Source organism: Streptomyces phaeofaciens, from assembly GCF_014648915.1.
GTDB lineage: Bacteria > Actinomycetota > Actinomycetes > Streptomycetales > Streptomycetaceae > Streptomyces > Streptomyces phaeofaciens.
Genome location: NZ_BMSA01000003.1, coordinates 513,873 through 539,753, shown reverse-complemented (window position 1 = coordinate 539,753; position 25,881 = coordinate 513,873). Strand labels below are relative to the sequence as shown.

Sequence of the window (25,881 nt, the reverse complement as noted above, 5' to 3'; positions counted from 1 at the left end):
GTCCCGGGGGCCTCGCGCGTCCCGCTGGTCCCGCTGGTCCCGCTGGTCTCGTGGGTGTCGCCGGTCCCGCGGATGGCGCGGGAGGGCAGGTCCCTCGGCCGAGATGCGTGACCCCCGCCGGAGGGGGGTCTCACTCCCCGGCCGGACATCGTCCACGATATGGGATCACATTCCAGGAGGCGGACCGGGAATCGATACGATGAGCCCATGGTTTCCCACGACGTGAGCACGAAGACGCCGGGCGTACTGCTCGTGGCGCGGCTGCACGTCGACCTGTGCAGGCTCGCCAGCGCCATCTGTTGACGCCCGCATTGCTCTGCCGCCGTACGGCCGTGAGCCCGGGGTGCCCCCGCGCGAGCGAATCCGAGCGTGGGGGAGCCTCACACGACGCACCCGCGCTGCCCACACCTTCCGACAGGAGCCCTGAGCCATGGCCATCGAGGTCCGCATCCCCACCATCCTCCGGCAGTACACCGACGGTCAGAAGGCGGTGGAGGCCAGTGGTGAGACCCTCGCCGACCTGTTCACCGACCTCGAGACCCGGCATGCGGGCATCCACGCCCGCATTGTGGACGACGGCAAGCTGCGCCGCTTCGTCAACGTCTACCTCAACGACGAGGACGTCCGCTTCGTCGACGGCATCGACACCAAGCTGACCGACGGCGACACCGTGACGATCCTGCCGGCCGTGGCCGGCGGCATGGCCTAGGCCCGCTGACCGACGATGCGTTACGACTCCCCGCTGGCCGCGGTGGGCAACACCCCTCTGGTGCGCCTGCCGCGGCTCTCGCCGTCCGCCGACGTCCGCATCTGGGCGAAGCTGGAGGACCGCAACCCCACCGGCTCGGTCAAGGACCGCCCCGCCCTGCACATGGTCGAGCAGGCGGAGAAGGACGGCCGGCTCACCCCCGGCTGCACCATCCTCGAACCGACGAGCGGCAACACCGGCATCTCCCTCGCCATGGCGGCGAAGCTCAAGGGCTACCGCATCGTCTGCGTGATGCCCGAGAACACCTCGCAGGAACGCCGGGACCTGCTCGCCATGTGGGGCGCCGAGATCATTTCCTCCCCGGCCGCGGGCGGCTCCAACACCGCCGTACGCGTCGCCAAGGAACTCGCCGCCGAGCACCCCGACTGGGTGATGCTCTACCAGTACGGCAACCCGGACAACGCGGGCGCCCACTACGCGACGACGGGCCCCGAGATCCTCGCCGACCTCCCCTCCGTCACCCACTTCGTCGCCGGTCTCGGCACCACCGGCACCCTGATGGGCGTCGGCCGCTTCCTGCGCGAACACAAGCCGGACGTCAAGATCGTCGCCGCCGAGCCGCGCTACGACGACCTGGTCTACGGCCTGCGCAACCTCGACGAGGGCTTCGTCCCGGAGCTGTACGACGCCTCCGTCCTCACCACCCGCTTCTCGGTCGGCTCGGCGGACGCGGTCACCCGCACCCGGGAGCTGCTCCAGCAGGAGGGCATCTTCGCGGGCGTCTCCACCGGCGCCGCGCTGCACGCCGCGATCGGCGTCGGCAAGAAGGCCGTGAAGGCCGGCGAGAGCGCCGACATCGTCTTCGTGGTGGCCGACGGCGGCTGGAAGTACCTGTCGACGGGCGTCTACACCGCGGCCACGACCGAGGAGGCCATCGAGACCCTCCAGGGCCAGCTCTGGGCCTGATCCACAGGGGAGGCCTCAGGTAGCGAGGTGACGGACCTGGTCCCACAGGACCGGGTCCACCACCCCCACCCGACGGCGGAAGTCGCCCAGCGGGACCTGGCGCAGCTCGTCCGTCTCCAGGAAGCTCGGCCGCCCCTGGGCGTCGCCGACGGCACCCGGCGGCAGCGGGATCACCCCGGCCCGCTCGTCGTGGTACTTGCTGGTGATCTTCGCGACCGTCACCTGGTCGCCCCGCACCCCGAGCACCAGACACGGCCGGTCCTTCGCCCGCCGTCCGCCCACCGGCGCCCCGCCCGGCGCTCGCCCGGTGCCGGAAGCCCGGGGGGACCCCCGGCGCGCGGCGCCCGCCGCGTCCGGCCCGTCCTCGAACGGCACGTCCGCCCACCAGATCTCCGCCGGCTGCGGCCGTCCCACGGCGCCCCGCGACCGGTCCGGCCGGCCCGGCGGCCGGGACCTGCGTCCCGCCGGACGGTGACCGCGTCCCCAGCCGTCGACGAGCGTGGCGAGCAGCGCCAGCAGTACCACCGCCGCGAGCGCCAGCCACCAGGACGTGTCCATGAGGACGACGTTACCGGCGCGCGCACGACGACGCGCGCCCTCTCAGGACCCCCACACGCCCCGGTTCCATCCGAACCGGTGACAGCACAGGTGAGTTCGCACACAACCGACCTTGGCGGAGGAGCGACCCGGCGTTTTGCGCCTTACGCTCGACGCACCGCACGACCCCCGTCGCCCCATATCTCTCGTTTCCCGCCAGCGGAGGTTTCTGCTTTATGAAGCTCACCGTCGTCGGCTGCTCGGGGTCGTTCCCGTCCGCGGAATCGGCCTGCTCGAGCTACCTCGTCGAGGCCGACGGCTTCAGGCTGCTACTCGACATGGGCAACGGCGCCCTGGGCGAGTTGCAGCGCCACTGCGGTCTCTACGACCTCGACGCGATCTTCCTGAGTCATCTGCACGCCGACCACTGCATCGACATGTGCGCGTACTTCGTGGCGCGCTACTACCGGCACGACGGCGGCCGCTGCGCTCCGATCCCGGTCTACGGACCCGAGGGCACGGAACACCGGCTGACCACCGCCTACGCCGACACGCCGTCGGCCTCCTCCATGAGCGAGGTCTTCGACTTCCACACGGTCAAGCCGTCCACCTTCGACGTCGGCCCGTTCACGGTCCACACCGAACGCGTCGCCCATCCGGTGGAGGCGTACGGCATCCGGGTCGAACACGGCGGCCGGTCGCTGACCTACTCCGGTGACACCGGCCTCAGCCCGGCGCTGGAGGAACTGGCCCGCGACACCGACTTCTTCCTGTGCGAGGCCGCCTTCACGCACGGCAAGGAGAACATCCCCGACCTGCATCTCAACGGCCGCGAAGCGGGCGAGACGGCGAGCCGGGCAGGCGCCCGCCGCCTGGTCCTCACCCACATCCCCCCGTGGACCGACCCCCAGATCAACCTCGCCGACGCCCGCGCGGCCTACGACGGGCCCGTGGAACTGGCGGCGCCGAGGGTGACGTACGAGATCTGAGCGCCGTACGAGGTTCAGGCGTACGGCGAACGACGAAGGCCCCCGGAGCGGTCCGGGGGCCTTCGTCGTGCGGAGGTGAGCCGAGGCCTACGCCTTGGTGAGGTCCTCGACCTCCTCCTCGGGCTCACGGCCCGGGGTGGGGAGGTTCCACTTGGTGATCGCGAAGCGGAAGACCGCGTAGTAGATCGCGGCGAAGACCAGGCCGACCGGGATGATCATCCAGGGCTTGGTGGCGAGGTTCCAGTTGAGGAAGTAGTCGATGGCGCCGGCCGAGAAGCTGAAGCCGTGGTGCACGCCCAGGGCCCAGGTGACGGCCATCGAGAGCGCGGTGAGCAGCGCATGGATGACGTACAGCGCCGGGGCGATGAACATGAACGCGAACTCGATCGGCTCGGTGATGCCGGTGACGAACGAGGTCAGCGCGAGAGAGATCATCATGCCGCCGACGGCCTTGCGGCGCTCAGGGCGGGCGGCGTGCGTGATCGCCAGGGCGGCGGCCGGGAGGGCGAACATCATGATCGGGAAGAAGCCGGTCATGAACTGGCCGGCGGTCGGGTCGCCGTGGAAGAAGCGCGGCAGGTCGCCGTGCCACACCGCACCGGAGGGGTCCTTGAAGGAGCCGATCTCCTGCCAGGCCACCGTGTTGACGAACTGGTGCATACCCACGGGGAGCAGCGCGCGGTTGATGGCGCCGAAAATGCCCGCGCCGACGGCGCCGAGGCCGGTCATCCACTCGCCGAAGTTGGTGATCACGTCACCGATGGGCTCCCAGACCAGGCCGAAGAAGACGCCGACGGCGGTGCCGATGAAGGCCATGAGGATCGGCACCAGACGGCGGCCGTTGAAGAAGCCCAGCCAGTCGGGAAGCTTGGTGCGGTGGAAACGCTGCCAGGTGACGGCGGCTATCAGGCCCATGACGATGCCGCCGAGGACCTTGGGGTCGTTGTAGGTGGCGGCGACGTCCGCACCCTTGGTGACCTCCGCTTCGGAGATCGGGAACGCGGTCAGCACGTTCTTGTAGACCAGGAAGCCGACCAGGGCGGCCAGCGCGGTCGAGCCGTCGGACTTCTTGGCGAAGCCGATTGCGATGCCGACACAGAACAGCAGCGGCAGGTTGGCGAAGACGGCGTCGCCGGCGGTGGCGAACACATCCGCGACCTTGCCCCAGCCCAGACCGTCCTTGCCGAAGACGTCGGGCTGACCGAGGCGCAGCAGGATGCCGGCCGCGGGCAGTACGGCGATGGGCAGCTGCAGGCTGCGACCGACCTTCTGCAGACCCTGCAACAGGGTCGATGCCCACTTCTTCGTGGGGGCCGCCGTGGGCTCGGTGGCGGTGCTCATAGACTTCCTCCATCGGTGATGGTCTACACCACTCAGTGGTGTAGACCATGTTGTAGCACGGTGAAGGCGATATAAGGAACCCGTCAAAACTGCAACCGGAGCGCTACGCGCCGTGCCGGATCTTGGACGTTCGCCCGGTATGCGCCGGGCATGCGAAAGGGCCCCCGGAACAGTGTTCCGAGGGCCCCGAAGGTCGAGTGGTTCAGGCCTTGGTGACGTCCTCGTGCTCCTCCTCCGGCTCCCGTCCCGGCGTCTTCAGATCGAAGCGCGTGATCGCGAAGCGGAAGATGACGTAGTACACCGCCGCGAAGCAGAGACCGATCGGAATGATCGCCCACGGCTTCGTCGCCAGGTTCCAGTTGATGACGTAGTCGATCAGACCGGCCGAGAAACTGAAGCCGTCGTGCACCCCGAGCCCCCACGTCACCGCCATCGACACACCCGTCAGCACCGCGTGCACCGCGTACAGCAGCGGCGCGACGAACAGGAACGAGTACTCGATCGGCTCCGTGATCCCGGTGACGAACGACGTCAGCGCCACCGACAGCATCAGCCCGCCGACCTCCTTGCGCCGGTCCGGCCGCGCGCAGTGCGTCATCGCCAGCGCCGCCGCCGGCAGCGCGAACATCATGATCGGGAAGAAGCCGGAGGTGAACTGCCCCGCGTCCGGGTCGCCCGCCAGGAACATGTTGATGTCACCGTGCACCACCGTGCCGTCCGGCTTGGTGTAACTGCCGAACTGGAACCAGATGGGCACGTTCAGGAACTGGTGCAGACCGATCACCAGCAACGCCCGGTTCGCCACACCGAAGATGCCGGCGCCCCACGAATCCAGCCCGTCCAGCCAGTCGCTGAAGCTCTCCAGGGCGTCACCGATCGGCGGCCAGATCCACAGGCACAGCGCGGCGAACGCGATCGCCACGAACGACATGATGATCGGCACCAGCCGCCGCCCGTTGAAGAAGCCCAGCCAGTCCACCAGCTTCGTCCGGTGGTACCGCTGCCAGAAGAACGCCGACAGCAGCCCCATCACGATCCCGCCGAACACCCCGGGATTCTGATACGTGAACGCCACCACCGTCTGGTCGACCGACGCGATGCAGCCGATGTTCGGGATCGACTCCCGCCCCGAGGGGCAGTCCTCCGGGAACTGCCGCAGCACGTTGTAGTAGACGAGGAACCCCGCCACCGCCGCCAGCGCCGTCGACCCGTCCGCCTTCTTCGCCATCCCGATGGCCACGCCGACGCAGAACAGCATCGGCAGCCCCAGCTCCGAGTTGAGCAGCGCGCCGCCCGCGCCGGCCATCACCCTGGAGACGTCCGTCCACCCCAGCCCGTCGTCCCCGAACACGTCCGGCTGTCCGAGCCGGTTGAGGATGCCCGCGGCCGGCAGCACCGCGATCGGGAGCTGAAGACTGCGGCCCATCTTCTGCAAACCCTGGAACAAGGCGTTCCAGCGGGCCCGCGAAGGGCTCACCGCACTGTCGGCACTCATCCGATCCCCTCTGCTGGGAGGCGGGCTTGGCGACCGTCCGCCCGGTGGTGTAGACCAGTTCCGGGCGGTTCCGCTGTCGTGACGCCATCATTCGATACGTACGACATGACCGCTCGCGAAGTTGGGCCAACTGTGGGTTACTGCGACAAAGCGGTTCGCACCAGGGAATTCAGGGAGACCGAACATGGCCAGCAAGGCTGAGAAGATCGTCGCCGGGCTCGGCGGCATCGACAACATCGAAGAGATCGAGGGCTGCATCACCCGCCTGCGCACCGAGGTCTCCGACCCCTCGCTCGTCGACGAAGCCGCCCTGAAGGCCGCCGGCGCCCACGGCGTCGTCAAGATGGGCACCGCCATCCAGGTCGTCATCGGCACCGACGCCGACCCCATCGCCGCCGAGATCGAAGACCTGATGTGAGCCCCCACCCCGCTCGCGGCTAGCCGCCCGCACAGGGGCCCCTCCCCACCGGGGGACGGGCCCCTTCCGCACGTGCGGCTAGGCTCAGCGCCATGTCACGCATCGACGGCCGCACCCCCGAACAGCTCCGCCCCGTCACCATCGAACGCGGCTGGAGCAAGCACGCCGAAGGCTCCGTCCTCGTCTCCTTCGGCGACACCAGGGTCTTCTGCACCGCCTCCGTCACCGAGGGCGTCCCCCGCTGGCGCAAGGGCAGCGGCGAAGGCTGGGTCACCGCCGAGTACTCCATGCTGCCCCGCGCCACCAACACCCGCGGCGACCGCGAATCCGTCCGCGGCAAGATCGGCGGCCGCACCCACGAGATCTCCCGCCTCATCGGCCGCTCCCTGCGCGCCGTCATCGACTACAAGGCGCTCGGCGAGAACACCATCGTCCTCGACTGCGACGTCCTCCAGGCCGACGGCGGCACCCGCACCGCCGCCATCACCGGCGCCTACGTAGCCCTCGCCGACGCCATCGGCTGGGCCCAGGGCCGCAAGCTCGTCCGGGCCGGCCGCCAGCCCCTCACCGGCACCGTCTCCGCCGTCTCCGTCGGCATCGTCGGCGGAGTCCCCCTCCTCGACCTCTGCTACGAGGAGGACGTGAAGGCCGACACCGACATGAACGTCGTCTGCACCGGCGACGGCCGCTTCGTCGAGGTCCAGGGCACCGCCGAGGCCGAGCCCTTCGCCCGCGAGGAACTCAACTCCCTGCTCGACCTCGCCGTTTCCGGCTGCACCGAATTGGCGTCGATCCAGCGCGCCGCGCTTGATACCGTCCTCGGAAAGTAAAGAGCGAGCCAAGAACGGTGGCGCGCGAGGGCAACCCCCGCGCGCGCCCCGGCGTCTTGGGCAGTACGCGGGACAAGCACGCACGGCAGTACGCCGACGGGGGGCCTCCCTGGGGGCCTGACCAAGGGAGGAACACAGTCATGGCCAAGTTCACGAGCCGGGTACGACACCGAGGCGGCCGCACCGCCGCCGTCGCCGCGACGGCCGTCGCGCTCACACTCGGGCTCACCGTGACCGGCTGCGACGCCGTCAGCAAGGCACTGGACTGCGTCCAGACCGCCGACGCCATCGCCGACAGCGTCACCGACCTCCAGCAGGCCGTGGAGAACGCGTCGAACGACCCGACGCAACTGGAGGAGTCCCTCAACTCCATCGACCAGAACCTCGACGAGATAGGCGACAAGACCGACAACGCCGACGTCAACAAGGCCGTCGAGGACCTGGGCGATGCCGTCACCAACGTCCGCACCGCGGTGGAGAACGGCGACAACACCCCCGACCTCAGCCCGATCACGGACGCGGCGGGCGAACTGACGAAGGTCTGCACCCCGTAACGAACCGGGGGACGCCACAGCAGATGGCGGGGACTCGGGATACTGGGGACATGACCCGCCTGATCCTCGCCACCCGCAACGCCGGAAAGATCACCGAACTCAGGTCGATCCTCGCCGACGCAGGTCTGCCCCACGACCTCGTCGGCGCGGAGGCCTTCCCCGAGATCCCGGACGTCCGCGAGACCGGCGTGACCTTCGCCGAGAACGCGCTGCTCAAGGCCCACGCCCTCGCCCGGGCCACCGGCCTGCCCGCGGTCGCCGACGACTCCGGCCTGTGCGTGGACGTACTCAACGGCGCACCCGGCATCTTCTCCGCCCGCTGGTCCGGCACCCACGGCGACGACAAGGCCAACCTCGACCTGCTCCTGGCCCAACTCTCGGACATCGCCGACGAACACCGCGGCGCCCACTTCGCCTGCGCCGCCGCCCTGGCCCTACCCGACGGCACGGAACGCGTGGTCGAGGGCCGACTCCGCGGCACCCTGCGCCACACCCCGTCCGGCACCAACGGCTTCGGCTACGACCCGATTCTCCAGCCGGCCGACGACACCCGCACCTGCGCCGAACTCACACCCGCCGAGAAGAACGCGATCAGCCACCGGGGCAAGGCGTTCCGGGCGTTGGTGCCGGTGGTTCGGGAGCTGCTGGGCTGAGCCGACGAAAGAAGCCCTGCACCTTTGAATCAAAGGTGCAGGGCCTATGTTCCCTGTGGGCCCGGTGGGATTCGAACCCACGACACACCGGACCTAAACCGGCGCCCTCTTGCCGCTGGGGTACGGGCCCGCAGCGCCACCTACTCTACTGGGCGCTACCGGCCGCTCGCTGTCGGCTTCCCCCGCGGCACCAGGTACTGGTGACTGCGTGACAGTTGGGGCACAGCAGTCGCAGGTTGTCCCGCCGGTCGTCGCGCCAGTCCCCGTTGATGTGATCGACCTCCAGCGTCATGGGCCTGCCGAGCCACTCGGGGCCGCCGGCGCCGCAGTCGGCGCATGCCTCGGGTACGCCGACCTCGCACAGCGCACGGCGCAGCCATCGCGTTTTCGTGCGGCGTCTGCCCTCGTGCCGGACCAGGATTTCCTCGGGACGCTTGGCGGGGACGGGGCCCGGCTTGCCCCGCCGATGGGCCTGCCCCAAGAAATGCGCCGTCGTCAGTTGTTCCTCGGCGATCACTTGCTCACTGGGCCCCACCTCGCCGGCGTCCCTTGCCGCGGTCCCGGTAATTGTTTGTCGTCGAGTGGCAGTTGGGACACAGGAACCGCAGGTTCTCGATGCAGTTGTCGCGCCGGCTGCCATCGACGTGGTCGACTTCCATCGGCAGCGGATGTCCACGCCAGACGGCTCCGATCCCGCAGAGGCCGCACTGCTCAGACATGCCCGAGATCGTCATGGCCCACCTCAGGCGGTCACTCGGAATGCGTCTGGCCTGCCTGTCCGGCTGCTGGACGAGAAGGGTCTCGGGTGTCCGGGGCCGCCACGGTTTGCCGCCCCGACTCTGCCCCTGAAAGTGCGAGGTGTCCACGTCCAGCTTCCTCATCCGCTCCCGGCCCCTCCGTCTCCGACCACCCGTTCGTGGTCTCGCACGGAGTGACGAACCGGTTGCCGGACAGTCACGCCCGAAACGTAAAGCGGCCTGCACCGGGGGCACCCCGGCACAGGCCGTAGAAGCGGGCACTCGGCACCGCTACGGGATTCCGGGAACCCCGGGAATCCCGGGGGCAGGGCCGAACAGGCCGAGGTCGAGGACGTTGTCCAGGATCCTGGGCGCGAAGATGTAGGTGTTGCCGCAGTTGCCCATCACTGCCTCTTCGGCCAGGGCGCATACGACCTGGGGTGAGCCGTGCTGCCCGCCCGAGTCGGCCAGGGCCCAGCCGGCGTCCGCGAGGACGAGGCCGCCGGCTGCTGCCACGATCACGGCCGCTTTCCTGATCACTGTGCCTCCTTTCCGTGTCGGTGTTTCGGTGTCGGTGTTTCGACCACCATTCCAGGGCCGCCCGCCGCGCACGGGGCGGCGGGGATCGACAGGCCGCAGGTCCGGGACCGATTCACCCGTGCCGCGCAACCGCGCCGTCGGGGCGGCGGCACAGCCAGCCGTTGACGGCGAAGCGGCTGTCCTCGCGCCGTCCGCTCGGGCAGCTGACCTCGCGGACCTGGTGCCAGGCGGTGGGCCGGAAGAACACGATGCTGTCGTGCTCGGGCTCCCAGTCCCGCCAGGTGCGGTCCTCCCACCTCCCGACCCGGTCGGTGCCGAGCGGCAGTGCCACGTCGAACACGCGCAACGCGCCGCCCTGGAAGGGCCGTGGGGTGCCGTGCAGGTAGTAGACGAAGGTGAGCAGACGGTCGGAGGCGTAGCCGACACCGTCGGTGTCCTGGTGCACGCCGTAGAAGTCGCCGTCGTTGTGCACGTTGAGGCCGTAACTGGGCTCGGTGTCACGGCAGGAGACACCGAGCGTGTGCTCGACGGCCTCCAGCACCTCGTCGATGGCCGCCAGCAGCTCCGGCGCGGCGAAGCCGCCCGAACGGGAGCGGCGTACGGCCGGGATCACCTTGTCGCCGTCGACCGTGGACGGTGTCAGACCGCCGCCGGCCGCGGTGACGGCCCGCTCCAGCAGGGCGGCCGACGTTCGTTCGCCCAGGAAGCCGGTGATGCGGCAGACCGTCACCGGAAGCCGCCAGACCGCGTCCGCCGACACGTGCGACGGCTCCTCCTCCGTCTCGGATGTCGATGTCGTGGTGTCCTGCACTGTCATCGTGCCCTGCCTTCGCGATCGCGTGGGGCGGGTCGCCCGTAGGGGCCGGCCCGCCCCAGGGGTGCGGATGCCGCTCTGTCGGCCCCCCCTCGCGGCAACGACCGGTTTGGACGGTCGGTCACCCTTCTGCATGCGATCGGCGGACAGCCGTGCGCGCATCGCGGAACGGCCCGCACCCGGGTGTCCCGGTGCGGGCCGTGTCGCGGTGGAAGCGGGAACTCAGATGCCGAGGTCCTTGATGATCTTGGCCACGTGGCCGGTGGCGCGGACGTTGTAGAGGGCGTGTTCGACCTTGCCCTCCTCGTCGACGACGATCGTGGAGCGGATGACGCCCAGGTACGTCTTGCCGTAGTTCTTCTTCTCGCCGAAGGCGGCGTACGCGTCGAGGACCTGCTTGTCGGGGTCGGCGAGGAGGGTGACCTTGAGGGACTCCTTCTCGCGGAACTTGGCCAGCTTCTCGGGGCTGTCCGGGGAGATGCCGATGACGTCGTACCCGGCGCCGGCCAGGAGGTCGAGGTTGTCGGTGAAGTCGCAGGCCTGCTTGGTGCAGCCCGGTGTGAGGGCCGCGGGGTAGAAGTACACGATGACCTTGCGGCCCTTGTGGTCCGACAGGGACACCTCGTTGCCGTCGGCGTCGGGGAGGGTGAAGGCGGGGGCCACGTCCCCGGGCTGGAGTCGCTCGCTCATCGCTCCAGCGTAACCGGGGGTCCTGACAGTGCGGTGGCGGGCAGAGCTGACAGACTGTCCGGAACAGGTATCGGCAACAACGTATCGGCTGACTTCGGAGGCCTTACCGTGGCGGACACGTCGGACACCAGAACCCCGGCGCAGATCGAGGCGGACATCAGGGCCCGCCGCACAGTGCTGGCCGAGACGCTGGACGAGATCGGGGTGCGGGTGCACCCGAAGACCATCGTCGGGGACGCCAAGGCCAAGGTCGTCGCCAACGTCGATCACACGCTCGGGAAGGCCTATGTCCAGGTCAACCGGGTCGTCAGCGACGTGCGGGCGAAGTTCGTGGACGAGGAGGGCGCGCCGCGGCTCGAAAGGGTCGTGCCGGCCGCGCTCCTGGTCGTGGGTGTGGTCGGGCTGCTCGCGCTGAGCGCGCGGCGCCGCAAGTCGTGAGAGTCGGCCCGGCGGCTCTTCGTACGGCGAAGGCAGGTAGGTTCGAGGCGTGAGCGGTAACAGAAGCGACCAGAGCGGTCCCCAGCACGACAAGCTGCCCATCCGGATGCTGCACGACCGTGTCCTCGTGCGGCAGGACGCCAGTGAGGGCGAGCGGCGTTCCGGCGGCGGCATCCTGATCCCGGCGACGGCGGCCGTGGGCCGTCGGCTGGCGTGGGCGGACGTCGTCGCGGTGGGCCAGAACGTCCGGACCGTGGAGCCGGGCGACCGGGTGCTGTACGACCCGGAGGACCGGGCCGAGGTGGAGGTGCGGGGTGTCGCCTACGTGCTGATGCGCGAGCGGGATCTGCACGCCGTGGCCGCGGACCGGTTCGAGGGGTCGGAGGACACGACCGGGCTGTACCTGTAGATCGTCGGATCGAAGCGGCGAAGGGGGCCGGTGACCATGGTCACCGGCCCCCTTCGGCTTTTCTTTGCTAGCTTGGAGGGGAGCCAGCCCGACGAGACGCGCCGTACCGGGAAGCCGAACGCAGCAACGCAAAGACGACGCACCCCCGTCAGTTTTCGTGTCTCGGAGGTGCCCCATGGCCTGGGTTCTGCTCGTCGTCGCCGGTCTGCTGGAGGTCGGCTGGTCCGTCGGTATGAAGTACACGGACGGATTCACCCGACCGGTCCCGAGTCTGTTCACCGGTGCCGGCATCGTCGCGAGCATGCTGCTGCTGTCGTACGCCGCCCGTTCGCTCCCCATCGGTACCGCCTACGGCGTGTGGGTGGGGATCGGGGCGGCCGGTGCGGCGGTGGTCGGCATGCTGGTGCTGGGTGAGCCGGCCACCGCCGCCCGGATCTTCTTCGTGGGTCTGCTGCTGGTCGCCGTGATCGGTCTCAAGGCGACCGGCGGGCACTGAGCGGGCTCACTCCTCGCGGGTGATGCCCAGTGGCCCCGCGGTCGTTCCCGTGCTGTTGCCGGTGCCGCCGTCGGTGGTGCCGCCGTCGGTGGTGCCGGTGCTGGTGCCGCCGTCGGTGGTGCCGGTGGAGGTGCCGCCGTCGGTCGTGGTGCCGCCGTCGGTGGTGGAGCCGGTGGTGCCGGTGCTGGTGCCGCCGTCGGTGGTGGGCGTGCCGCCGGTGGTGGTGCCGCCGGTCTGGCCCTGGGTCTGCCCCTGCGTCTGGCCCTGGGTCTGGCCCTGGTCGTTCTGGCCGTCACCGGGGGTGCCGGTCTCGTCCGGGCTCTCGCTGGGCTTCTGCTCGGTGGGGGGCGCCGACGGGTAGGCGGTCTCCTCGGAGCCGTCCTGGAGCTGGAGGCTGAAGTCGGAGGCCGGGGTGCCCTTCAGGGCCTCCTTGGTGAACTGGGACCAGATCTCGGTGGGCGCGCCGCCGCCGTTGATGCGCTGGAGGCCCATGACGCCGTAGAGGGACTTGTGGGCGGCGGTGGTCGGGTCCTGGCCCATGACGGCGACGACGGTGGCGAGGTCGGGGGTGTAGCCGGCGAACCAGGCGGCCTGGTCCTCCTCCGCGGTGCCGGTCTTGCCTGCGGCGGGGCGGCCGGCGGCCTGGGCGGCGGTGGCGGTGCCGTTCTCGACGACGCTCTTCAGGACGGCGGTGGTGGTGTCGGCGGCCTCGCGGGTGACGACCTGGGAGGACTTGCGCGAGGGCAGGTCCACGACCTCGTTGCCGTCCTTGGTGACCTTCTTGATGATCGTGTACGTGCCGTGCTTGCCGTGGTTGGCGAGGGTGGCGTAGGCCTCGGCCATGTCCAGGACGCTCGCGGTGGCCGTGCCCAGGGCGATGGACGGGTAGGGCTGGAGGTCGGGGGTGGCGGTGGGCAGGCCGAGGTCGACCGCGGTCTTCTTGACCTTCTCGGGGCCGACGTCGACGGCCATCTGCGCGTACACGGAGTTCACCGACTTGTCGGTGGCGGCGCGCACGGTGATGTTGCCGTAGTTGACGTCGTCCTCGTTGGCGGGGGCGTAGCCGCCGCCGGTCCAGCCCTGGACGGAACGCTTGTTGGTGCCGTCGTAGATGGTGTTCGGGGTGATGGTGCGGCCGTCCTGGGTCTCGGAGCCGTTCTGGACGGCGGAGGTGAAGACGAACGGCTTGAAGGTGGAGCCGACCTGGAAGTCCCGGCGGGTGGCGTTGTTCGTGTACTGCTTGACGTAGTCGACGCCGCCGTAGAGGGCGAGGACCTCACCGTTCTTGGGGTCGACGGCGGCGCCGCCGGCGCGGACGTAGGTGTCGACCTTGCGGTTCTTCTTGTCGAGCTTGTCCATCAGCTTGTCGTTGACGGCGTCGACGAAGGCGTCCTGCTTCTTCTTCTCCAGCGTGGTGGTGATGCGGTAGCCGCCGGCCTCCAGCTCGTCGGAGGTGACGATCTTGTTGTTCTTCAGGTAGTCCTTGATCGCGTTGACGAGGTAGCCGCGCTGCCCGGACATGCCGACGGAGGCACCGGAGGTCTCCTTCGGCGTGGGGAACTTCATGCCCTCGCGTTCGCCGGCGTTCAGCCAGTCCTTGGTGACCATGCCGTCGAGGACGTAGTTCCAGCGGGCCTCGGCGGCCTTCTTGTTCTCGGGGTGGGCGATCACGTCGTACTCGCTGGGCGCGTTGACCAGCGCGGCGAGGTAGGCGCCCTGGGCGGCGGTGAGTTCGGTGGCGTCGATGCCGTAGTAGGCCTTGGCGGCGGCCTGGATGCCGTAGGCGTTGCGGCCGAAGTAGCTGGTGTTGAGGTAGCCCTCGAGGATGTCGTCCTTGGACTTCTCGCGGTCGAGCTTGATCGCGATGAAGAACTCCTTCACCTTGCGCTTGGCGGTCTGTTCCTGCGCGAGGTAGTAGTTCTTGACGTACTGCTGGGTGATCGTCGAGCCGGACTGCTTGCCCTTGCCGGTGGCGGTGTTCCAGCCGGCCCGCAGCATGGCCTTGAGGTCGACCGCGGACTCGGTGTAGAAGTCGCGGTCCTCGGCGGCCAGTACGGCGTGCTGGGCGTCCTTGGAGATCTGCGAGAGGTCGACGTTCTCGCGGTTGATCGCGCCGTCGCGGGCGATCTCGGTGCCGTCGGCGTACAGGTAGACGTTGGACTGCTTGGTGGCGAGCGCGTTGGCCGGCGGGATCTTGACCATCGAGTAGCCGAGGTAGAACAGGCCCATCAGGAGCAGCACTCCGAGGACGAACGTGCCGAGCACCATCCGCCAGGTGGGGATCAGACGCCGCCAGCCGGTGCGCTTCGGTCGCTTCGGCTTCGTACCGTCCCCCTCGGGTTCACCCGGTGCCGAGCCTTCGGTCGGCTGCTGCGGCTGTGGCTCGTCGCTCATGTGCTGCTCGGACTCCTGTTTCGCGTCGTACGTTCTCGTACGTCTCGTACGCCTTCTGCGTCCCCTGTTGAAGACTCTCGCACCAAGCGTTCCGTTCCCGGCAATCGGCACGCGTTGCGGGGGAAAACGCGTGGCATGCCGTTGCGCCCGCCCACTAGGCTCCTGCGCTTCGGTGTCGCAGTGGGAGACAAGCGGGCGAGGAGGAAGGTTGCGGTGGGTTCGGCGCGGTTGTACGCGGCCGTCGCAGTGGGGGGTTTCAGAAGGTACGCGACGTATCGGGCGGCCACGGTCGCCGGGGTGTTCACGAACACGGTTTTCGGCCTGATCCTCGTCTACACATATCTGGCGTTGTGGGACGAGCGGCCGCACCTGGGGGGTTACGACCAGGCACAGGCGGTGACGTTCGTGTGGCTGGGGCAGGCGCTGTACGCGACGCTGGCGATCCAGGGCGGCGGCTTCGAGTCCGAGCTCATGGAGCGTGTCCGTACGGGTGACGTGGCGATCGACCTGTACCGGCCGGCCGATCTCCAGCTGTGGTGGCTGGCGGGCGACTTGGGGCGGTCGCTCTTCCAGTTGATCGGGCGGGGGGTGGTTCCGTTCGTGGTCGGGGTGCTGTTCTTTCCGACGGCGCTGCCGGACGATCCGCTGCTCTGGCTGGCGTTCCTGGTCGCCGTGGTGCTGGCGATGGTGGTGAGTTTCGCGATCCGTTTCCTGGTGGCGCTGAGCGGGTTCTGGCTGATGGACGGCACGGGCGCGTCGCAGGTGCTGATGGTCACGGGCATGTTCTGCGGCGGGATGGCGCTGCCGCTGAACGCCTTTCCGGGGGCGCTCGGGGAGGTCGTACGGCAGTTGCCGTGGGCGGCGCTGCTCCAGATGCCCGCGGATCTGCTGATGGGGGAGGCCGATCCGCTGTCCGTCTTCGCCTTCCAGGCGGGGTGGGCGGTGGTGCTGCTGGGGGTGGGCCGGCTGGTGCAGTCGGCGGCGACCCGGCGGGTGGTGGTCCAGGGTGGGTGAGGGCGGCCGGACGGCGGTGGGTGTGCGCGCCTACTGGCTGATCGCGGGGATGTGGATCCGTTCCACGCTGGCCTACCGGGTGTCGTTCGCGCTGACGGCGCTGGGCGGGCTGGTGGTGACCGGACTGGACTTTGTCGCGATCTTGCTGATGTTCGCGCAGGTGGACGCGCTCGGCGGCTACACACTGCCCGAGGTCGCGTTCCTGTACGGGCTGTCGGCGACGTCCTTCGGGCTCGCGGACCTGCTGATCGGCTCGGCCGAGCGGCTGGGCAGACGGGTGCGTGACGGCTCGCTCGACACGCTGCTGGTGCGTCCCGCGCCGGTGCTGGCCCAGGCCGCCGCGGACCGTTTCGCGCTGCGCCGGGTCGGCCGGGTCACCCAGGGCGCGCTGGTGCTGGGGTACGCGCTGGTGGCGCTCGACGTCGGGTGGACGCCGGTGAAGGTGCTGCTGCTGCCGGTGATGCTGGTCGGCGGCGCGGGGATCTTCGGCGCGGTGTTCGTGGCGGGTGCCGCGTTCCAGTTCGTGGCGCAGGACGCGTCGGAGGCGCAGGCCGCGTTCACCTACGGCGGGCAGACGCTGCTCCAGTATCCGCCGACGGTGTTCGGCAAGGAGCTGGTGCGCGGGGTGACGTTCATGGTGCCGCTGGCCTTCGTGAACTGGGTGCCCGCCGCCCATGTGCTGGGCAGGCCGCAGCCGTTGGGGCTGCCGGGGTGGGCGGCGTTCGTGTCGCCGCTGGTGGCGGTGGCGTGCTGTGCGCTGGCCGGGCTGGCGTGGCGGGCGGGTCTCAGGTCGTATCGGAGCACAGGGAGTTGACGGTGGGCGCCTTCATTGAACTGGACCGCGTCGAGAAGGTCTTCGACGTGCGGAAGCGGACCGGCTTCCTGAAGCGGGAGGTGCGGCGGGTGCGGGCGGTCGACTCGATCTCCTTCACCGTGGCGCGCGGCGAGATGGTCGGCTACATCGGGCCGAACGGCGCCGGGAAGTCGACGACGATCAAGATGCTGACCGGGATCCTGACGCCGAGCGGCGGCCGGCTGCGGGTGGCGGGCATCGACCCGTCCCGTGAGCGGATGCGTCTGGCGCACCGGATCGGGGTGGTGTTCGGCCAGCGGACCACCCTGTGGTGGGATCTGCCGCTCATCGACTCCTACCGGCTGATGCACCGCATGTACCGCATCCCGGACGCCCGTTATCGCGAGAATCTCGACCGGCTCGTCGAACTCCTGGGACTGGGCGCCCTGTTGGACGTCCCCGTCCGGCAGTTGTCGCTCGGCCAGCGGATGCGCGGCGACATCGCGGCGGCCCTGCTGCACGATCCGGAGGTGCTGTACCTCGACGAGCCGACGATCGGCCTGGACGTGGTCTCCAAGGCCCGGGTGCGGGAGTTCCTGCGGGAGTTGAACGCCGAGCGCGGCACCACGGTGCTGCTCACCACGCACGACCTCCAGGACATCGAGCAGCTCTGTTCCCGGGTGATGGTCATCGACCACGGTCGCCTGGTGTACGACGGCGCGCTCGCCGGGCTGCACGAGGCGGGCGGTGGTGAGCGGACGCTGGTGGTGGACCTGGCGCGGGAGCTGCCGCCGATCGAGGCGGGTCCGACGGCCCGGGTGGTGAAGGTGGACGGGCCGCGGCAGTGGCTGGCGTTCCCGGCGTCGGAGTCGGCGGCTCCGCTGGTCGCGAGGATCGCGGCGGAGTATCCCCTGGTGGACCTCTCCGTCCGCGAACCGGACATCGAGGCGGTGATCGCGAAGATGCTGTCCTCGATGGGGGACGCCTCCGTGCCGGCGCCCGGTCGGGAGACCGTAGTGCCAGGCGCCCAGAGCTCGTAGGCTGCCCGTATGAGCGACGACGCAGTCCCGGACCTCCGTGCCTCCGACGCCGACCGTGAGCGGGTCGCCGAGGTCCTGCGGGACGCCCTCGCGGAGGGCCGCCTGGACATGGAGGAGTTCGAGGAGCGGCTGGACCGGACGTACCGGGCGCGCACGTACGGGGAGTTGACGCCGATCACCCGGGATCTGCCGGCCGCGGGAGTCGCGCCGCCGCCCGTCGTGTCGCTGCACAAGGGCCCGGTGGCGGACGGCTCCTGGGCGGGGCGGATCGTGGGCGGCGAGGGTTCCTCGACCTGGGCCGTCGCCGTCATGTCGGGCTTCCAGCGCCGGGGGCGCTGGACCGTGCCCAGACGGTTCACCTCCTTCGCCTTCTGGGGCGGCGGGGAACTCGACCTGCGCGAGGCGAACTTCGCCGCCGGCGAGGTCGTCATCAACTGCGTGGCGATCATGGGCGGGATGCAGATCATCGTGCCGCCGGGGGTGGAGGTCGTCGTCCGCGGCATCGGGGTCATGGGCGGCTTCGACCAGCGGGAGGCCGGTGTCCCCGGCGATCCGGACGCCCCGCGGGTGGTGGTGACCGGGTTCGCCTTCTGGGGCGGGGTCGGCATCGAGCGCAAGCTCACGAAGGCGGCCCGGCGGCAGGAGAAGCTGGACCGCAAGGCGGCGGTGCGCGAGCTGCACGCCGACTTCCGGGACGACGTCCAGGAGGCCCACCGGCGGATGCTGGAGGGCCACAAGGACCTGCTGCGCGAACACCGCGAGGAACGACGGGAGCGGCGGGAGCGGCGGCACGACAGGTGACGGCCGACGGCTGACGCCTGACGGCCGGCGATCGATGGACGACGGTTGACGGCCGCGGCCGACGGCCGACGCCGACGGCCGCCCGGAGGTCACAGCGTGGCCGGCACCGACCCCTTCAGCTTCTCCAGGTCGATCGCCTCGGCCAGCTTGCGGTAGCCCAGGTCGCTGGGGTGGAGACGGTCGCCCGAGTCGTACTCCGGGCGCAGGCTGCGCGGGTCGTACGGGTCGCGGAGCGTCCGGTCGAAGTCGACGACGGCGTCGAACACCCCGCCGTCCCGGATCGCCTCGTTGATCCGCTGCCGTACGGCCTCGCGGGCGGCGCTGTAGCCGCGGTGGCCGCCGAACGGGGTGAGGGTGGTGCCGACGACCCTGATGCCGCGGGCGTGGGCCCGCTCGACCAGGGTGCGCAGGCCCGCCACGACCGCGTCGGGGTCGGCGAGCCGCTGGTTGCGCAGTATGTCGTTGACGCCGAGGTCGATCACGACGACCTTGACGCCGGCGCGGCCGAGCACGTCCCGGTCCAGGCGGCGCAGACCGCTGGGCCCGCCGCCGCGGCCGTCGGCGAGGACCTGGTTGCCGCTGATGCCCTCGTTGACCACGCCGTAGCGGGGCACGTCCGCGCCGGCGCGGTCGGCGGTGCGCAGCCGGTCGGCGAGGACGTCGGGCCAGCGGCGGTTGGCGCCCTCGGCGGAGGAGATCCCGTCGGTGATGGAGTCGCCGAGGGCGACCACGGTGCCGTCGGCCTCGTCGCCGAGCACGTCCAGCGCGGTCACATAGCGCCAGTACGGGCTCGTTCCGGTGTACGGGGTGCCCGTGACGTCCTCGGTGTACTGGCCGTCGGCGGCGTAGCTGGTCTGGCGGGCGTGCGGGTGGTAGGTGACCGGACCGGCCGAGGTGGGCGTGTAGACGCTGACCAGGACGTCGGAGTCGGCCGGGAGGGGGACGGCGGCGGCGTCGCTGACGGCCTGCTCGCCGGGCGGGACGACGACCGTGGTCGCGCCGCCGAAGGTGAGCCGGCGCAGGGTGCCGGCCGCCGCAGCGGGGCTGTCGTCGGCGGCCGCGACGGCGAGCGTGGCGTGGGTGACGGTCAGCGGGTGGGTGCCGTACAGGTTGGAGAGCGTGACGCGGGCGCCGGCGCCGCCGACGCTGGTGTGCACGATGTTGCGGACGGTGCGGCCGGCCGTGCCGAGGGCCTCGGTGCCGGGTTCGCCGCCCGTCGGGGCGGCGGCCCAGGTGCCGACCCAGTCGCCGGTGGAGGCGGGCTCGGCGGGGTCGAGGGGCGCGTAGGGCGCGGCGAGCGTGTCCCTGCCGGCCGTCCCCGCGTCGGCGGCGGCACCGGCGTAGATGGCCGCGGACAGGGCCACGATCAGGGCGACGATCGCGGACAGCAGGGCATAACCACCCCGGTGCCTGGTCATGCGGGTGCGGTTCTCCTCGGTGAGGGGAGCGACGAGGCTCCGTGATCATGCAGGAGTTCACCGTTGAGCTCCCCCGCCTGACAGACGTCGGGAACTCTTGTTCCGTTCCAGGAGTCGGTCAAGCAGGGACAATGTCCGCGTGCGGGACGCGGGGGATCGGGACGGGTGGAGTTGATGGATCGTACGGAAGCGGAACCGACCGTGACGGGCGCGGTACGCACGATGACCGTCTTCAGCGCGGCCGACGAGGAGAAGCGGCGCGGGGTGCGGCGGATGAAGCTGACCGCGGCCGGGCTGCTGCTGTTCGTGGCCCTCGTGTACATCCTCGCCGAATGGGCCGCCCACCGCGGCGCGGGCCCCTGGGCGGGCTATGTGGCGGCGGCCGCCGAGGCCGGCATGGTCGGCGCGCTCGCCGACTGGTTCGCGGTCACGGCCCTGTTCCGTCACCCGCTCGGCCTGCCCATCCCGCACACGGCGATCATCCCGAACAAGAAGGACCAGCTGGGTGTCTCGCTCGGCGAGTTCGTCGGCGAGAACTTCCTCTCCGAGGACGTCGTACGGCAGCGGCTGCGCTCGGTCGGTATCGGCGGCCGGCTGGGCGGCTGGCTGGCCGAGCCGGAGCACGCCGACCGGGTGACGGCCGAGCTGGCGACGGCCCTGCGCGGCGCCCTGGCCGTGCTGCGCGACTCGGACGTCCAGGCGGTGGTCGGCGAGGCCATCACCCGCCGGGCGGACGCCCAGGAGATCGCGCCCGGCATGGGCAAGATGCTGGAGAAGATCGTCGCCGACGGCGGCCACCGCCGGGCCGTGGACCTGGTGGTGTCCCGGGCGTACGACTGGCTGGTGCTGCACGGCGACTCCGTGATGGACGCGGTGGAGGGCGGCGCGCCCGGCTGGACACCGCGGTTCGTCGACAAGCGGATCGGCGAGCGCGTCTACAAGGAGCTGCTGCGGTTCTGCGCGGAGATGCGGGACATGCGCTCCCATCCGGCCCGCGGCGCCCTGGACCGCTTCCTCACCGACTTCGCCTCCGACCTCCAGTCCGACACCGAGACCCGCGCGCGCGTGGAGCGGCTCAAGGGCGAGGTGCTGGGCCGGGGCGAGGTGCAGGATCTGATCGCCTCCGCCTGGACCGCCGTCCGCTCCATGATCGTCGCCGCGGCGGAGGACGAGCGCAGCGAGCTGCGGCTGCGGGTGCGGGCCTCGCTGCTCACCCTGGGCGCCCGGATGGCGACCGAGCCCAAGGTGCAGGAGAAGGTCGACCGCTGGGTCGAGGGCGCGGCCGTGCACGTCGTGACGACGTACCGGAAGGAGATCACCTCCCTGATCACCGACACGGTGGCGAGCTGGGACCCGGAGCACACGACCCGCAAGATCGAGGCCAACATCGGCCGCGACCTCCAGTTCATCCGGATCAACGGCACGGTGGTGGGCTCCCTCGCGGGGCTGCTGATCTACACGGTGGCGCGGGCGCTGGGGGCGTGACCCTCCGGGGCGTCCGGGCGACGAGGCCGGTGGAGAGTCCGTCGCCGGATGTCTACGCCCCCGTCGTGGACCCCGGCCGCACGATCATCAGCACGGTCACCGTCGCCCACAGCAGGTTGAACATGCCGGTGAACATGGCGAGCCGCACGGTCACCTCACGGTTTCCGCCACCCTCGACGAACACCTCCTGCCGGGGCAGCACCAGCACGAGGAGCACACCCGCGGCCAGGACGGTCAGCACGGTCGACGCGATCAGCCAGGTGTCGCCCATCACCCCCATCGCGCCCGCCGTGGCGAACCCGAGCACGGGCACGGCGATGCCGACACCGGCGTACACCCGGCAGATGCGGTGCAGCAGCTGTACGGTCCCCCGCGCCCCCTCGTCGTCGGGGGCGGCCAGGGCCCGGCGCGCGGCGGGCGGGAACATGCTGGCGGCGACGGTGACGGGACCGACCGCGACGATCGCGGCGAGGACATGGAGGGCGAGGAGCAGTTTGGTCACGGGCCCGACGCTAGGCGGCTCGGGGATCTTGGAGAAGTGGCAGGAGTGCCAGGGGTCAACGGATTCTCGCCAGAACGGCCCCTCCGAGGGGTGCCGGGGAGCAAGATCGCCGACGAGATGAAGATCGGATAAGGTGTCCCGCCGTGGCACGTGCGAACACGTGAACCACCGTCACGTACTCGGGGGAGACGCACGCGTGAACACCACGGGCCGGACCACGTCCGCGCACATCCGATCCCTGCCCAACCCGCACGCCCTCGCGACCCGCCTGGCCGCGCCGTCGCGCACCGACCGTATCGAGGACCCGGTCGTCCAGGGGCTCCAGTGGGCCCGCACGGCCGTCGGACTGGTGGCGACGGTCTGGCTGGTGATGGCTTACCCGATCACCGAGGGCCGCGAGCAGTTCGTCATGGGCAAGCTGGAGGACCTGCTCTTCGCGTGCGCGATCATGTTCAGCACCGCGTTCCTCGCGGTGACGGCCTTCATCTGCGCGGCCCGCTCACCACTCACCGGCGTCTACGCGCGCCGCCTGACCGGCCCGCTGCTCACCATCGGCGCGATCCTGGCGAGCTTCGGGGCGTGCTGGTTCATGGTGGCCTGCCTCAAGGGCGACATCATCTCCACCGCCGACTTCGGCTACCACGGCATCCTCGTCGGCCTGCTGGTGATGCTGCTGTTCATCCTCGGCGGCCTGGCCTGCTTCCTCGGCCTCCTCCTCGCGGTGCCCCTGACGCTGCTGCTCATCGTCTACGGCGTCAATTCCAGCTTCCGCGTGGGAGACGTCCACGAACTGCTGCCGCCGCTGCTGTCCCCGCTGCTGGTCTGGTCCCTGTTCGCCCTGAGCATGTTCGACGACCCGGACGTGGCCGCCCCGCCGCTCGTCCTCTACAGCTTCCTGCTGGGCGGCCCGCTGTCGGTGACGGCCCTGTCGGTGTGGGAGATACGACGGCTGAAGCGGCGGCACGGGGTGACGGTGCGGTCGGCGCTGGGGCGCGCGGCGTCCCCGCACCCCGTCCACCGGCCGCAGCCGCCGTACCCGCCGTACGCGGCGTAGCGCGTGGCGTCAGCTCTGCCGGTCGGCCACCGCCCAGGAGGCCAGCGCGACGGCGCCCGCCACCCCGAAGACGGCCGGCCAGGCGCCCACCTTCTTGGCCAGCGGATGCGACCCGGCGAACGCGGCGACATAGGCGACGCCCAGCGCCCCCGCCGCCTTCCCGCCCGCCCGCTGCCGCCACTGCTGCGCGGCCGCGGCCCCCGCGACGGCCAGCACGGCCCCGCCGAGCTGCCGCTTCTTCGTCCACCGGGCCACGCCGTACCCGCCGACGAGCCCGCTCGCGGCGATCACCGAGCTGGGAACCTTGGCCATGCCTGCCTCCTCCTGGGTCCTTCGGTCGCTACGAGGCTAACGCGGCCAATTCGCCGGCCTCGGCACCGGGGGAGAGGGGAGTCTGGGCGGGGACGCAGTCGACGTACGACATGACGTAAGTAGCCGCATCGCGCAGGACGGACCGAGCGAGTTGCCCATCGAACCGGACCCTGAGTTGCCCATCGAGCCGCACCCTGGGCCGGCCGCCGAGCCGAACCCTGGGCCGGCCACCCTCCGGACGGACTTCCTGACGGAGACGTCGCCCGAGCCGGACGAGCACGTGCGGTTCGCCGCGCACCTTCGTGCCCTCGGCGCGGTGGAGCCGGGGGAGGAGGCGGGCCTGGCCCACCGGATCCTCACCGACGACCCGGACCGCGCGATGGCCCGCTCGGCGGTGGTCCGCCACCTGGACCGCAGGGCGACGACCCTGTACGGCGCCCCCGACGCGGACTGGGAGCAGTGGCGGGCCGGCATGGCGGAGGCGGTCGGGACGGACGCGTTCCTGACGAAGCGCCTGGCGGAGTGGACCCTCCTCCACACCCTCCTCACCCGCCCCGGGGACCCGGCGATCCTGTCCACCGCCTCGGACTGGCTCCAGCGGCGGCTCACCGAGAGGCCGGACACCCCCGCCCCCGTACTCGCCTGGCTGGCCGAGCACGGGCGGACGCGGAAGGTGCGGGCGGCGGCGAGGCGGGCGGGCTAGCTCTGCGCGGAGCCGTCGCGGGAGCCGGAGCCGTCGCCGGACCCGGACTTGGGCTTGCCGCTGGGCTCATCTCCCCTCCTGTCCACGACGGCCCGCTCCAGCACGGCGCGGGTGTCGAAGACGGTGCCGGCCTTGCCCATCGCGGAGTCGCGGCTGAGCACGGTCCGCGCCCCGAGGTACTCGAGGCTGTCCGGATCGAAGATCCACTCGGTGCGCAGGCCCATCTTCGTGTCCTCGCGGGCGATGGCGATGCCGTGCCGCCCGGCGGCGTCCACCGCGTCGTCGACCTCGGTCACGCCGGGGATCCGGGCGGTGGCCCGGTAGATCGCGGCGGCCGTGGCGGACGGCATGATCTGCTCCTGCACGAGTTCGCCGATCCGGTCGAACACGGCCTGGTCGTGGTCCTCCTCGCCCTCGACGGGGGTCTCCGCGTACAGCCGCTTCAGCAGCGCGCCGGGATCCGTGGGCAGGGAGGCGAGCCAGGTGTAGGTCGGCCGGTCGATCCCGGCAGGCTCCCCGGCGGAGCCCTCCGGCACCAGGATCCTGATCGGGAAGTCGTCCCCGTTCTCGCGGGTCATGCCGTACTCGATCAGCGGCTTCTGATCCTGCGAGAACCAGGTCTCCCGGTCGTGCAGGGCACCGGGCTTCAGCGGCTGCCCCCAGTCGGCCTCGTTCTCGGCGATCCGGGTGCGTACGTACACGAACTGGCCGTCCTTCACCGGCTGGACGTCGCCGCGCAGGGCGACGGCGGCGATCCGGTCGAGCGTGACGACGGCACCGCGGCCGGCGGTGGCGGGCGCGGTCGCCCCCGGGTGGCCGCCCGGCTCCTGCCGTCCGGAGGCGAGCCCCACGGTCAGTGTGGCGGCCACCGCGACGGCGACGGAGGCGGCGAGCAGAACGGGCCGGGAGAAGCGACGGGCCCCGGCCGGGCTCCTGACGTCGTCCTCGCGATCGATGAGCTGCATCAGTACGTCCTTGTGATGGGAGTGAAGCCCAGGAGGCAGCCCCCGCTCGACGGGACCGGCGGGCAACAGCCGCGCCAGTTCCGCGCGCTCCTCCTGCTCGGATCCGGCCGGAGTGGCGTTCATCGGGTCTCCTCCTGAAGGGGCAGGGCCACGAATGCGGCCTCACTCTCCACCTCTCCGCGACGGGAGCGGAGTTCCATAAATCCTGTAAGCGAGGTAGACGGCGATTGCGAGGTATCCACGGATCCCTCCCGCTCGACGAACTCCCGCAGCCGCTTCCGCGCCCGCGACAGCCGCGACCGTACGGTCCCCACGGGCACCCCGAGCGCCTCGGCGGCCTGGGCGTAGTCCAGCCCGCCCCACACGCACAGGGCGAGCACCTCCCGCTCGTGCCGCCGCAGCCGCCCGAGCACCCGCCGCACCTCGGCGAGCCGCCGGGCGTCGTCGACCCGCCCGGCGAGCTCCTCGGCGAAGTCGCCCAGGGTGGCGGCCTCGGTCCGCCGCGCGAGAAAGGCGAGCCGCCGCCGAAGCCCCCGCTCGGCGTTGCGCGCCTTGTTGGTGGCGATCCCGAACAGCCAGGGCCGCAACGACCCCCCGTCCGCCTCCACGTCCCTACGCCCCCGCCAGGCCGCCAGGAACGTCTCCGACATGACCTCCTCGGCCGCCGACCAGTTCCCCGTCAGCCGCAGGGCATGGTGATACACGGCCGAGGCATACCGCTCGTACAACTCCCCGAACGCCTCCCGCTCCCCACCCCGAACCCGCGCCCGCAGCCGCCCGTCAC

General features: G+C 70.8%; 31 protein-coding genes, 1 tRNA gene and 1 pseudogene. 18 read left to right on the top strand and 15 right to left on the bottom strand.

Going from position 1 to position 25,881, the window contains the following annotated elements; translation table 11 throughout:
* Positions 1–207 precede the first annotated feature (207 nt).
* The 3 genes from IE275_RS47215 (at position 208) to IE275_RS09315 (ending at position 1,675) form a co-directional block, all read left to right on the top strand.
* Positions 208–303, top strand: coding sequence for a putative leader peptide (locus IE275_RS47215; RefSeq protein WP_373299185.1), 96 nt, complete (start codon positions 208–210; stop codon positions 301–303).
* Positions 304–430: 127 nt separating this feature from the next.
* Complete coding sequence (locus IE275_RS09320) at positions 431–709, top strand: MoaD/ThiS family protein (RefSeq protein WP_189709630.1); 279 nt, start codon at positions 431–433, stop codon at positions 707–709.
* A gap of 15 nt (positions 710–724) precedes the next feature.
* Complete coding sequence (locus IE275_RS09315; protein WP_189709628.1) at positions 725–1,675, top strand: PLP-dependent cysteine synthase family protein; 951 nt, start codon at positions 725–727, stop codon at positions 1,673–1,675.
* A 15-nt stretch (positions 1,676–1,690) separates the two neighbouring features.
* Here IE275_RS09315 and IE275_RS09310 read toward each other — a convergent pair whose 3' ends face one another.
* Complete coding sequence (locus IE275_RS09310; protein ID WP_189709626.1) at positions 1,691–2,233, bottom strand: type II toxin-antitoxin system PemK/MazF family toxin; 543 nt, start codon at positions 2,231–2,233, stop codon at positions 1,691–1,693.
* A 215-nt stretch (positions 2,234–2,448) separates the two neighbouring features.
* On the opposite strand from IE275_RS09310, the gene IE275_RS09305 reads away from it, so the two are divergent.
* Positions 2,449–3,201 (top strand): MBL fold metallo-hydrolase, encoded by a 753-nt coding sequence (locus IE275_RS09305; RefSeq protein ID WP_189709625.1) that lies wholly within the window; start codon positions 2,449–2,451, stop codon positions 3,199–3,201.
* A gap of 87 nt (positions 3,202–3,288) precedes the next feature.
* On the opposite strand, the gene IE275_RS09300 is transcribed toward IE275_RS09305, so the two are convergent.
* Positions 3,289–4,542 carry a PTS transporter subunit EIIC gene (locus IE275_RS09300; RefSeq protein ID WP_189709623.1) on the bottom strand — a complete coding sequence of 418 codons (1,254 nt, stop codon included), beginning with the start codon at positions 4,540–4,542 and terminating at the stop codon, positions 3,289–3,291.
* A gap of 202 nt (positions 4,543–4,744) precedes the next feature.
* Positions 4,745–6,037, bottom strand: coding sequence for a PTS transporter subunit EIIC (locus IE275_RS09295; protein WP_189709621.1), 1,293 nt, complete (start codon positions 6,035–6,037; stop codon positions 4,745–4,747).
* Between the two features lie 184 nt (positions 6,038–6,221).
* Between IE275_RS09295 and IE275_RS09290 the strand changes: the two genes are divergently transcribed.
* The 4 genes from IE275_RS09290 (at position 6,222) to rdgB (ending at position 8,492) form a co-directional block, all read left to right on the top strand.
* Complete coding sequence (locus tag IE275_RS09290) at positions 6,222–6,455, top strand: PTS sugar transporter subunit IIB (protein WP_147999538.1); 234 nt, start codon at positions 6,222–6,224, stop codon at positions 6,453–6,455.
* A gap of 92 nt (positions 6,456–6,547) precedes the next feature.
* Complete coding sequence (gene rph, locus IE275_RS09285; RefSeq protein ID WP_189709619.1) at positions 6,548–7,285, top strand: ribonuclease PH; 738 nt, start codon at positions 6,548–6,550, stop codon at positions 7,283–7,285.
* A 140-nt stretch (positions 7,286–7,425) separates the two neighbouring features.
* A complete protein-coding gene (locus IE275_RS09280; protein ID WP_189709617.1) occupies positions 7,426–7,839 on the top strand; it encodes a hypothetical protein in 414 nt (137 codons plus the stop codon).
* Between the two features lie 50 nt (positions 7,840–7,889).
* A complete protein-coding gene (gene rdgB, locus IE275_RS09275) occupies positions 7,890–8,492 on the top strand; it encodes an RdgB/HAM1 family non-canonical purine NTP pyrophosphatase (RefSeq protein ID WP_189709615.1) in 603 nt (200 codons plus the stop codon).
* A gap of 56 nt (positions 8,493–8,548) precedes the next feature.
* Here the strand turns inward: rdgB and IE275_RS09270 are convergent.
* From IE275_RS09270 to bcp, 6 genes and pseudogenes are all read right to left on the bottom strand, one after another.
* A tRNA-Leu gene (locus tag IE275_RS09270) sits at positions 8,549–8,622 on the bottom strand.
* Positions 8,623–8,637: 15 nt separating this feature from the next.
* Positions 8,638–9,003 (bottom strand): annotated as a pseudogene (locus IE275_RS09265) (HNH endonuclease); the annotation flags it as partial.
* A gap of 10 nt (positions 9,004–9,013) precedes the next feature.
* Positions 9,014–9,226, bottom strand: a complete 213-nt coding sequence (locus tag IE275_RS47060) for an HNH endonuclease signature motif containing protein (RefSeq protein ID WP_308435640.1) — start codon at positions 9,224–9,226, stop codon at positions 9,014–9,016.
* A 294-nt stretch (positions 9,227–9,520) separates the two neighbouring features.
* Positions 9,521–9,769 carry a chaplin gene (locus tag IE275_RS09255; RefSeq protein ID WP_189709610.1) on the bottom strand — a complete coding sequence of 83 codons (249 nt, stop codon included), beginning with the start codon at positions 9,767–9,769 and terminating at the stop codon, positions 9,521–9,523.
* Between the two features lie 112 nt (positions 9,770–9,881).
* A complete protein-coding gene (locus IE275_RS09250) occupies positions 9,882–10,586 on the bottom strand; it encodes a 2OG-Fe(II) oxygenase (RefSeq protein ID WP_189709608.1) in 705 nt (234 codons plus the stop codon).
* Positions 10,587–10,805: 219 nt separating this feature from the next.
* Positions 10,806–11,273: a thioredoxin-dependent thiol peroxidase gene (gene bcp / locus IE275_RS09245; protein WP_189709606.1), complete on the bottom strand. Its 468-nt coding sequence runs from the start codon at positions 11,271–11,273 to the stop codon at positions 10,806–10,808.
* Positions 11,274–11,381: 108 nt separating this feature from the next.
* Here bcp and IE275_RS09240 point away from each other — a divergent pair, with 108 nt between their 5' ends.
* The 3 genes from IE275_RS09240 (at position 11,382) to IE275_RS09230 (ending at position 12,616) form a co-directional block, all read left to right on the top strand.
* The gene (locus IE275_RS09240) at positions 11,382–11,711 is read left to right on the top strand and encodes a DUF3618 domain-containing protein (RefSeq protein WP_189709604.1); all 330 of its coding nucleotides are present in this window, start codon (positions 11,382–11,384) and stop codon (positions 11,709–11,711) included.
* Between the two features lie 106 nt (positions 11,712–11,817).
* On the top strand, positions 11,818–12,120 hold the full coding sequence (locus tag IE275_RS09235) for a GroES family chaperonin (RefSeq protein WP_189709875.1): 303 nt from the start codon (positions 11,818–11,820) through the stop codon (positions 12,118–12,120).
* Between the two features lie 175 nt (positions 12,121–12,295).
* On the top strand, positions 12,296–12,616 hold the full coding sequence (locus tag IE275_RS09230; RefSeq protein WP_189709602.1) for a DMT family transporter: 321 nt from the start codon (positions 12,296–12,298) through the stop codon (positions 12,614–12,616).
* 6 nt (positions 12,617–12,622) lie between these two features.
* On the opposite strand, the gene IE275_RS09225 is transcribed toward IE275_RS09230, so the two are convergent.
* A complete protein-coding gene (locus IE275_RS09225) occupies positions 12,623–15,010 on the bottom strand; it encodes a transglycosylase domain-containing protein (RefSeq protein WP_189709600.1) in 2,388 nt (795 codons plus the stop codon).
* A 213-nt stretch (positions 15,011–15,223) separates the two neighbouring features.
* Between IE275_RS09225 and IE275_RS09220 the strand changes: the two genes are divergently transcribed.
* From IE275_RS09220 to IE275_RS09205, 4 genes are read left to right on the top strand one after another with little or no spacing between them, the layout of a single operon-like run.
* Positions 15,224–16,024, top strand: coding sequence for an ABC transporter permease (locus tag IE275_RS09220; RefSeq protein WP_229870163.1), 801 nt, complete (start codon positions 15,224–15,226; stop codon positions 16,022–16,024).
* Between the two features lie 49 nt (positions 16,025–16,073).
* On the top strand, positions 16,074–16,838 hold the full coding sequence (locus IE275_RS09215) for an ABC transporter permease (RefSeq protein WP_189709873.1): 765 nt from the start codon (positions 16,074–16,076) through the stop codon (positions 16,836–16,838).
* Positions 16,835–17,857, top strand: a complete 1,023-nt coding sequence (locus IE275_RS09210; protein WP_189709596.1) for an ABC transporter ATP-binding protein — start codon at positions 16,835–16,837, stop codon at positions 17,855–17,857. The genes IE275_RS09215 and IE275_RS09210 overlap by 4 nt, the downstream gene beginning before the upstream one ends.
* Positions 17,858–17,866: 9 nt before the next feature.
* The gene (locus IE275_RS09205; RefSeq protein ID WP_189709594.1) at positions 17,867–18,658 is read left to right on the top strand and encodes a DUF1707 SHOCT-like domain-containing protein; all 792 of its coding nucleotides are present in this window, start codon (positions 17,867–17,869) and stop codon (positions 18,656–18,658) included.
* A gap of 89 nt (positions 18,659–18,747) precedes the next feature.
* Here IE275_RS09205 and IE275_RS09200 read toward each other — a convergent pair whose 3' ends face one another.
* A complete protein-coding gene (locus tag IE275_RS09200; RefSeq protein ID WP_189709592.1) occupies positions 18,748–20,076 on the bottom strand; it encodes an SGNH/GDSL hydrolase family protein in 1,329 nt (442 codons plus the stop codon).
* A 174-nt stretch (positions 20,077–20,250) separates the two neighbouring features.
* Here IE275_RS09200 and IE275_RS09195 point away from each other — a divergent pair, with 174 nt between their 5' ends.
* Positions 20,251–21,561: a DUF445 domain-containing protein gene (locus tag IE275_RS09195; RefSeq protein WP_189709590.1), complete on the top strand. Its 1,311-nt coding sequence runs from the start codon at positions 20,251–20,253 to the stop codon at positions 21,559–21,561.
* A 52-nt stretch (positions 21,562–21,613) separates the two neighbouring features.
* Here IE275_RS09195 and IE275_RS09190 read toward each other — a convergent pair whose 3' ends face one another.
* The gene (locus tag IE275_RS09190; RefSeq protein ID WP_189709588.1) at positions 21,614–22,063 is read right to left on the bottom strand and encodes a hypothetical protein; all 450 of its coding nucleotides are present in this window, start codon (positions 22,061–22,063) and stop codon (positions 21,614–21,616) included.
* 196 nt (positions 22,064–22,259) lie between these two features.
* On the opposite strand from IE275_RS09190, the gene IE275_RS09185 reads away from it, so the two are divergent.
* Entirely contained in the window at positions 22,260–23,117 is an 858-nt protein-coding gene (locus tag IE275_RS09185; protein ID WP_189709586.1) for a hypothetical protein, read from the top strand.
* Positions 23,118–23,126: 9 nt separating this feature from the next.
* On the opposite strand, the gene IE275_RS09180 is transcribed toward IE275_RS09185, so the two are convergent.
* A complete protein-coding gene (locus IE275_RS09180) occupies positions 23,127–23,429 on the bottom strand; it encodes a hypothetical protein (protein ID WP_189709584.1) in 303 nt (100 codons plus the stop codon).
* A 151-nt stretch (positions 23,430–23,580) separates the two neighbouring features.
* On the opposite strand from IE275_RS09180, the gene IE275_RS09175 reads away from it, so the two are divergent.
* On the top strand, positions 23,581–24,132 hold the full coding sequence (locus IE275_RS09175) for a hypothetical protein (RefSeq protein WP_189709582.1): 552 nt from the start codon (positions 23,581–23,583) through the stop codon (positions 24,130–24,132).
* Here the strand turns inward: IE275_RS09175 and IE275_RS09170 are convergent.
* Complete coding sequence (locus tag IE275_RS09170) at positions 24,129–25,220, bottom strand: CU044_5270 family protein (RefSeq protein WP_189709581.1); 1,092 nt, start codon at positions 25,218–25,220, stop codon at positions 24,129–24,131. The genes IE275_RS09175 and IE275_RS09170 overlap by 4 nt on opposite strands.
* The gene (locus tag IE275_RS09165; protein ID WP_189709871.1) at positions 25,217–25,870 is read right to left on the bottom strand and encodes an RNA polymerase sigma factor; all 654 of its coding nucleotides are present in this window, start codon (positions 25,868–25,870) and stop codon (positions 25,217–25,219) included. The genes IE275_RS09170 and IE275_RS09165 overlap by 4 nt, the downstream gene beginning before the upstream one ends.
* Positions 25,871–25,881 lie beyond the last annotated feature (11 nt).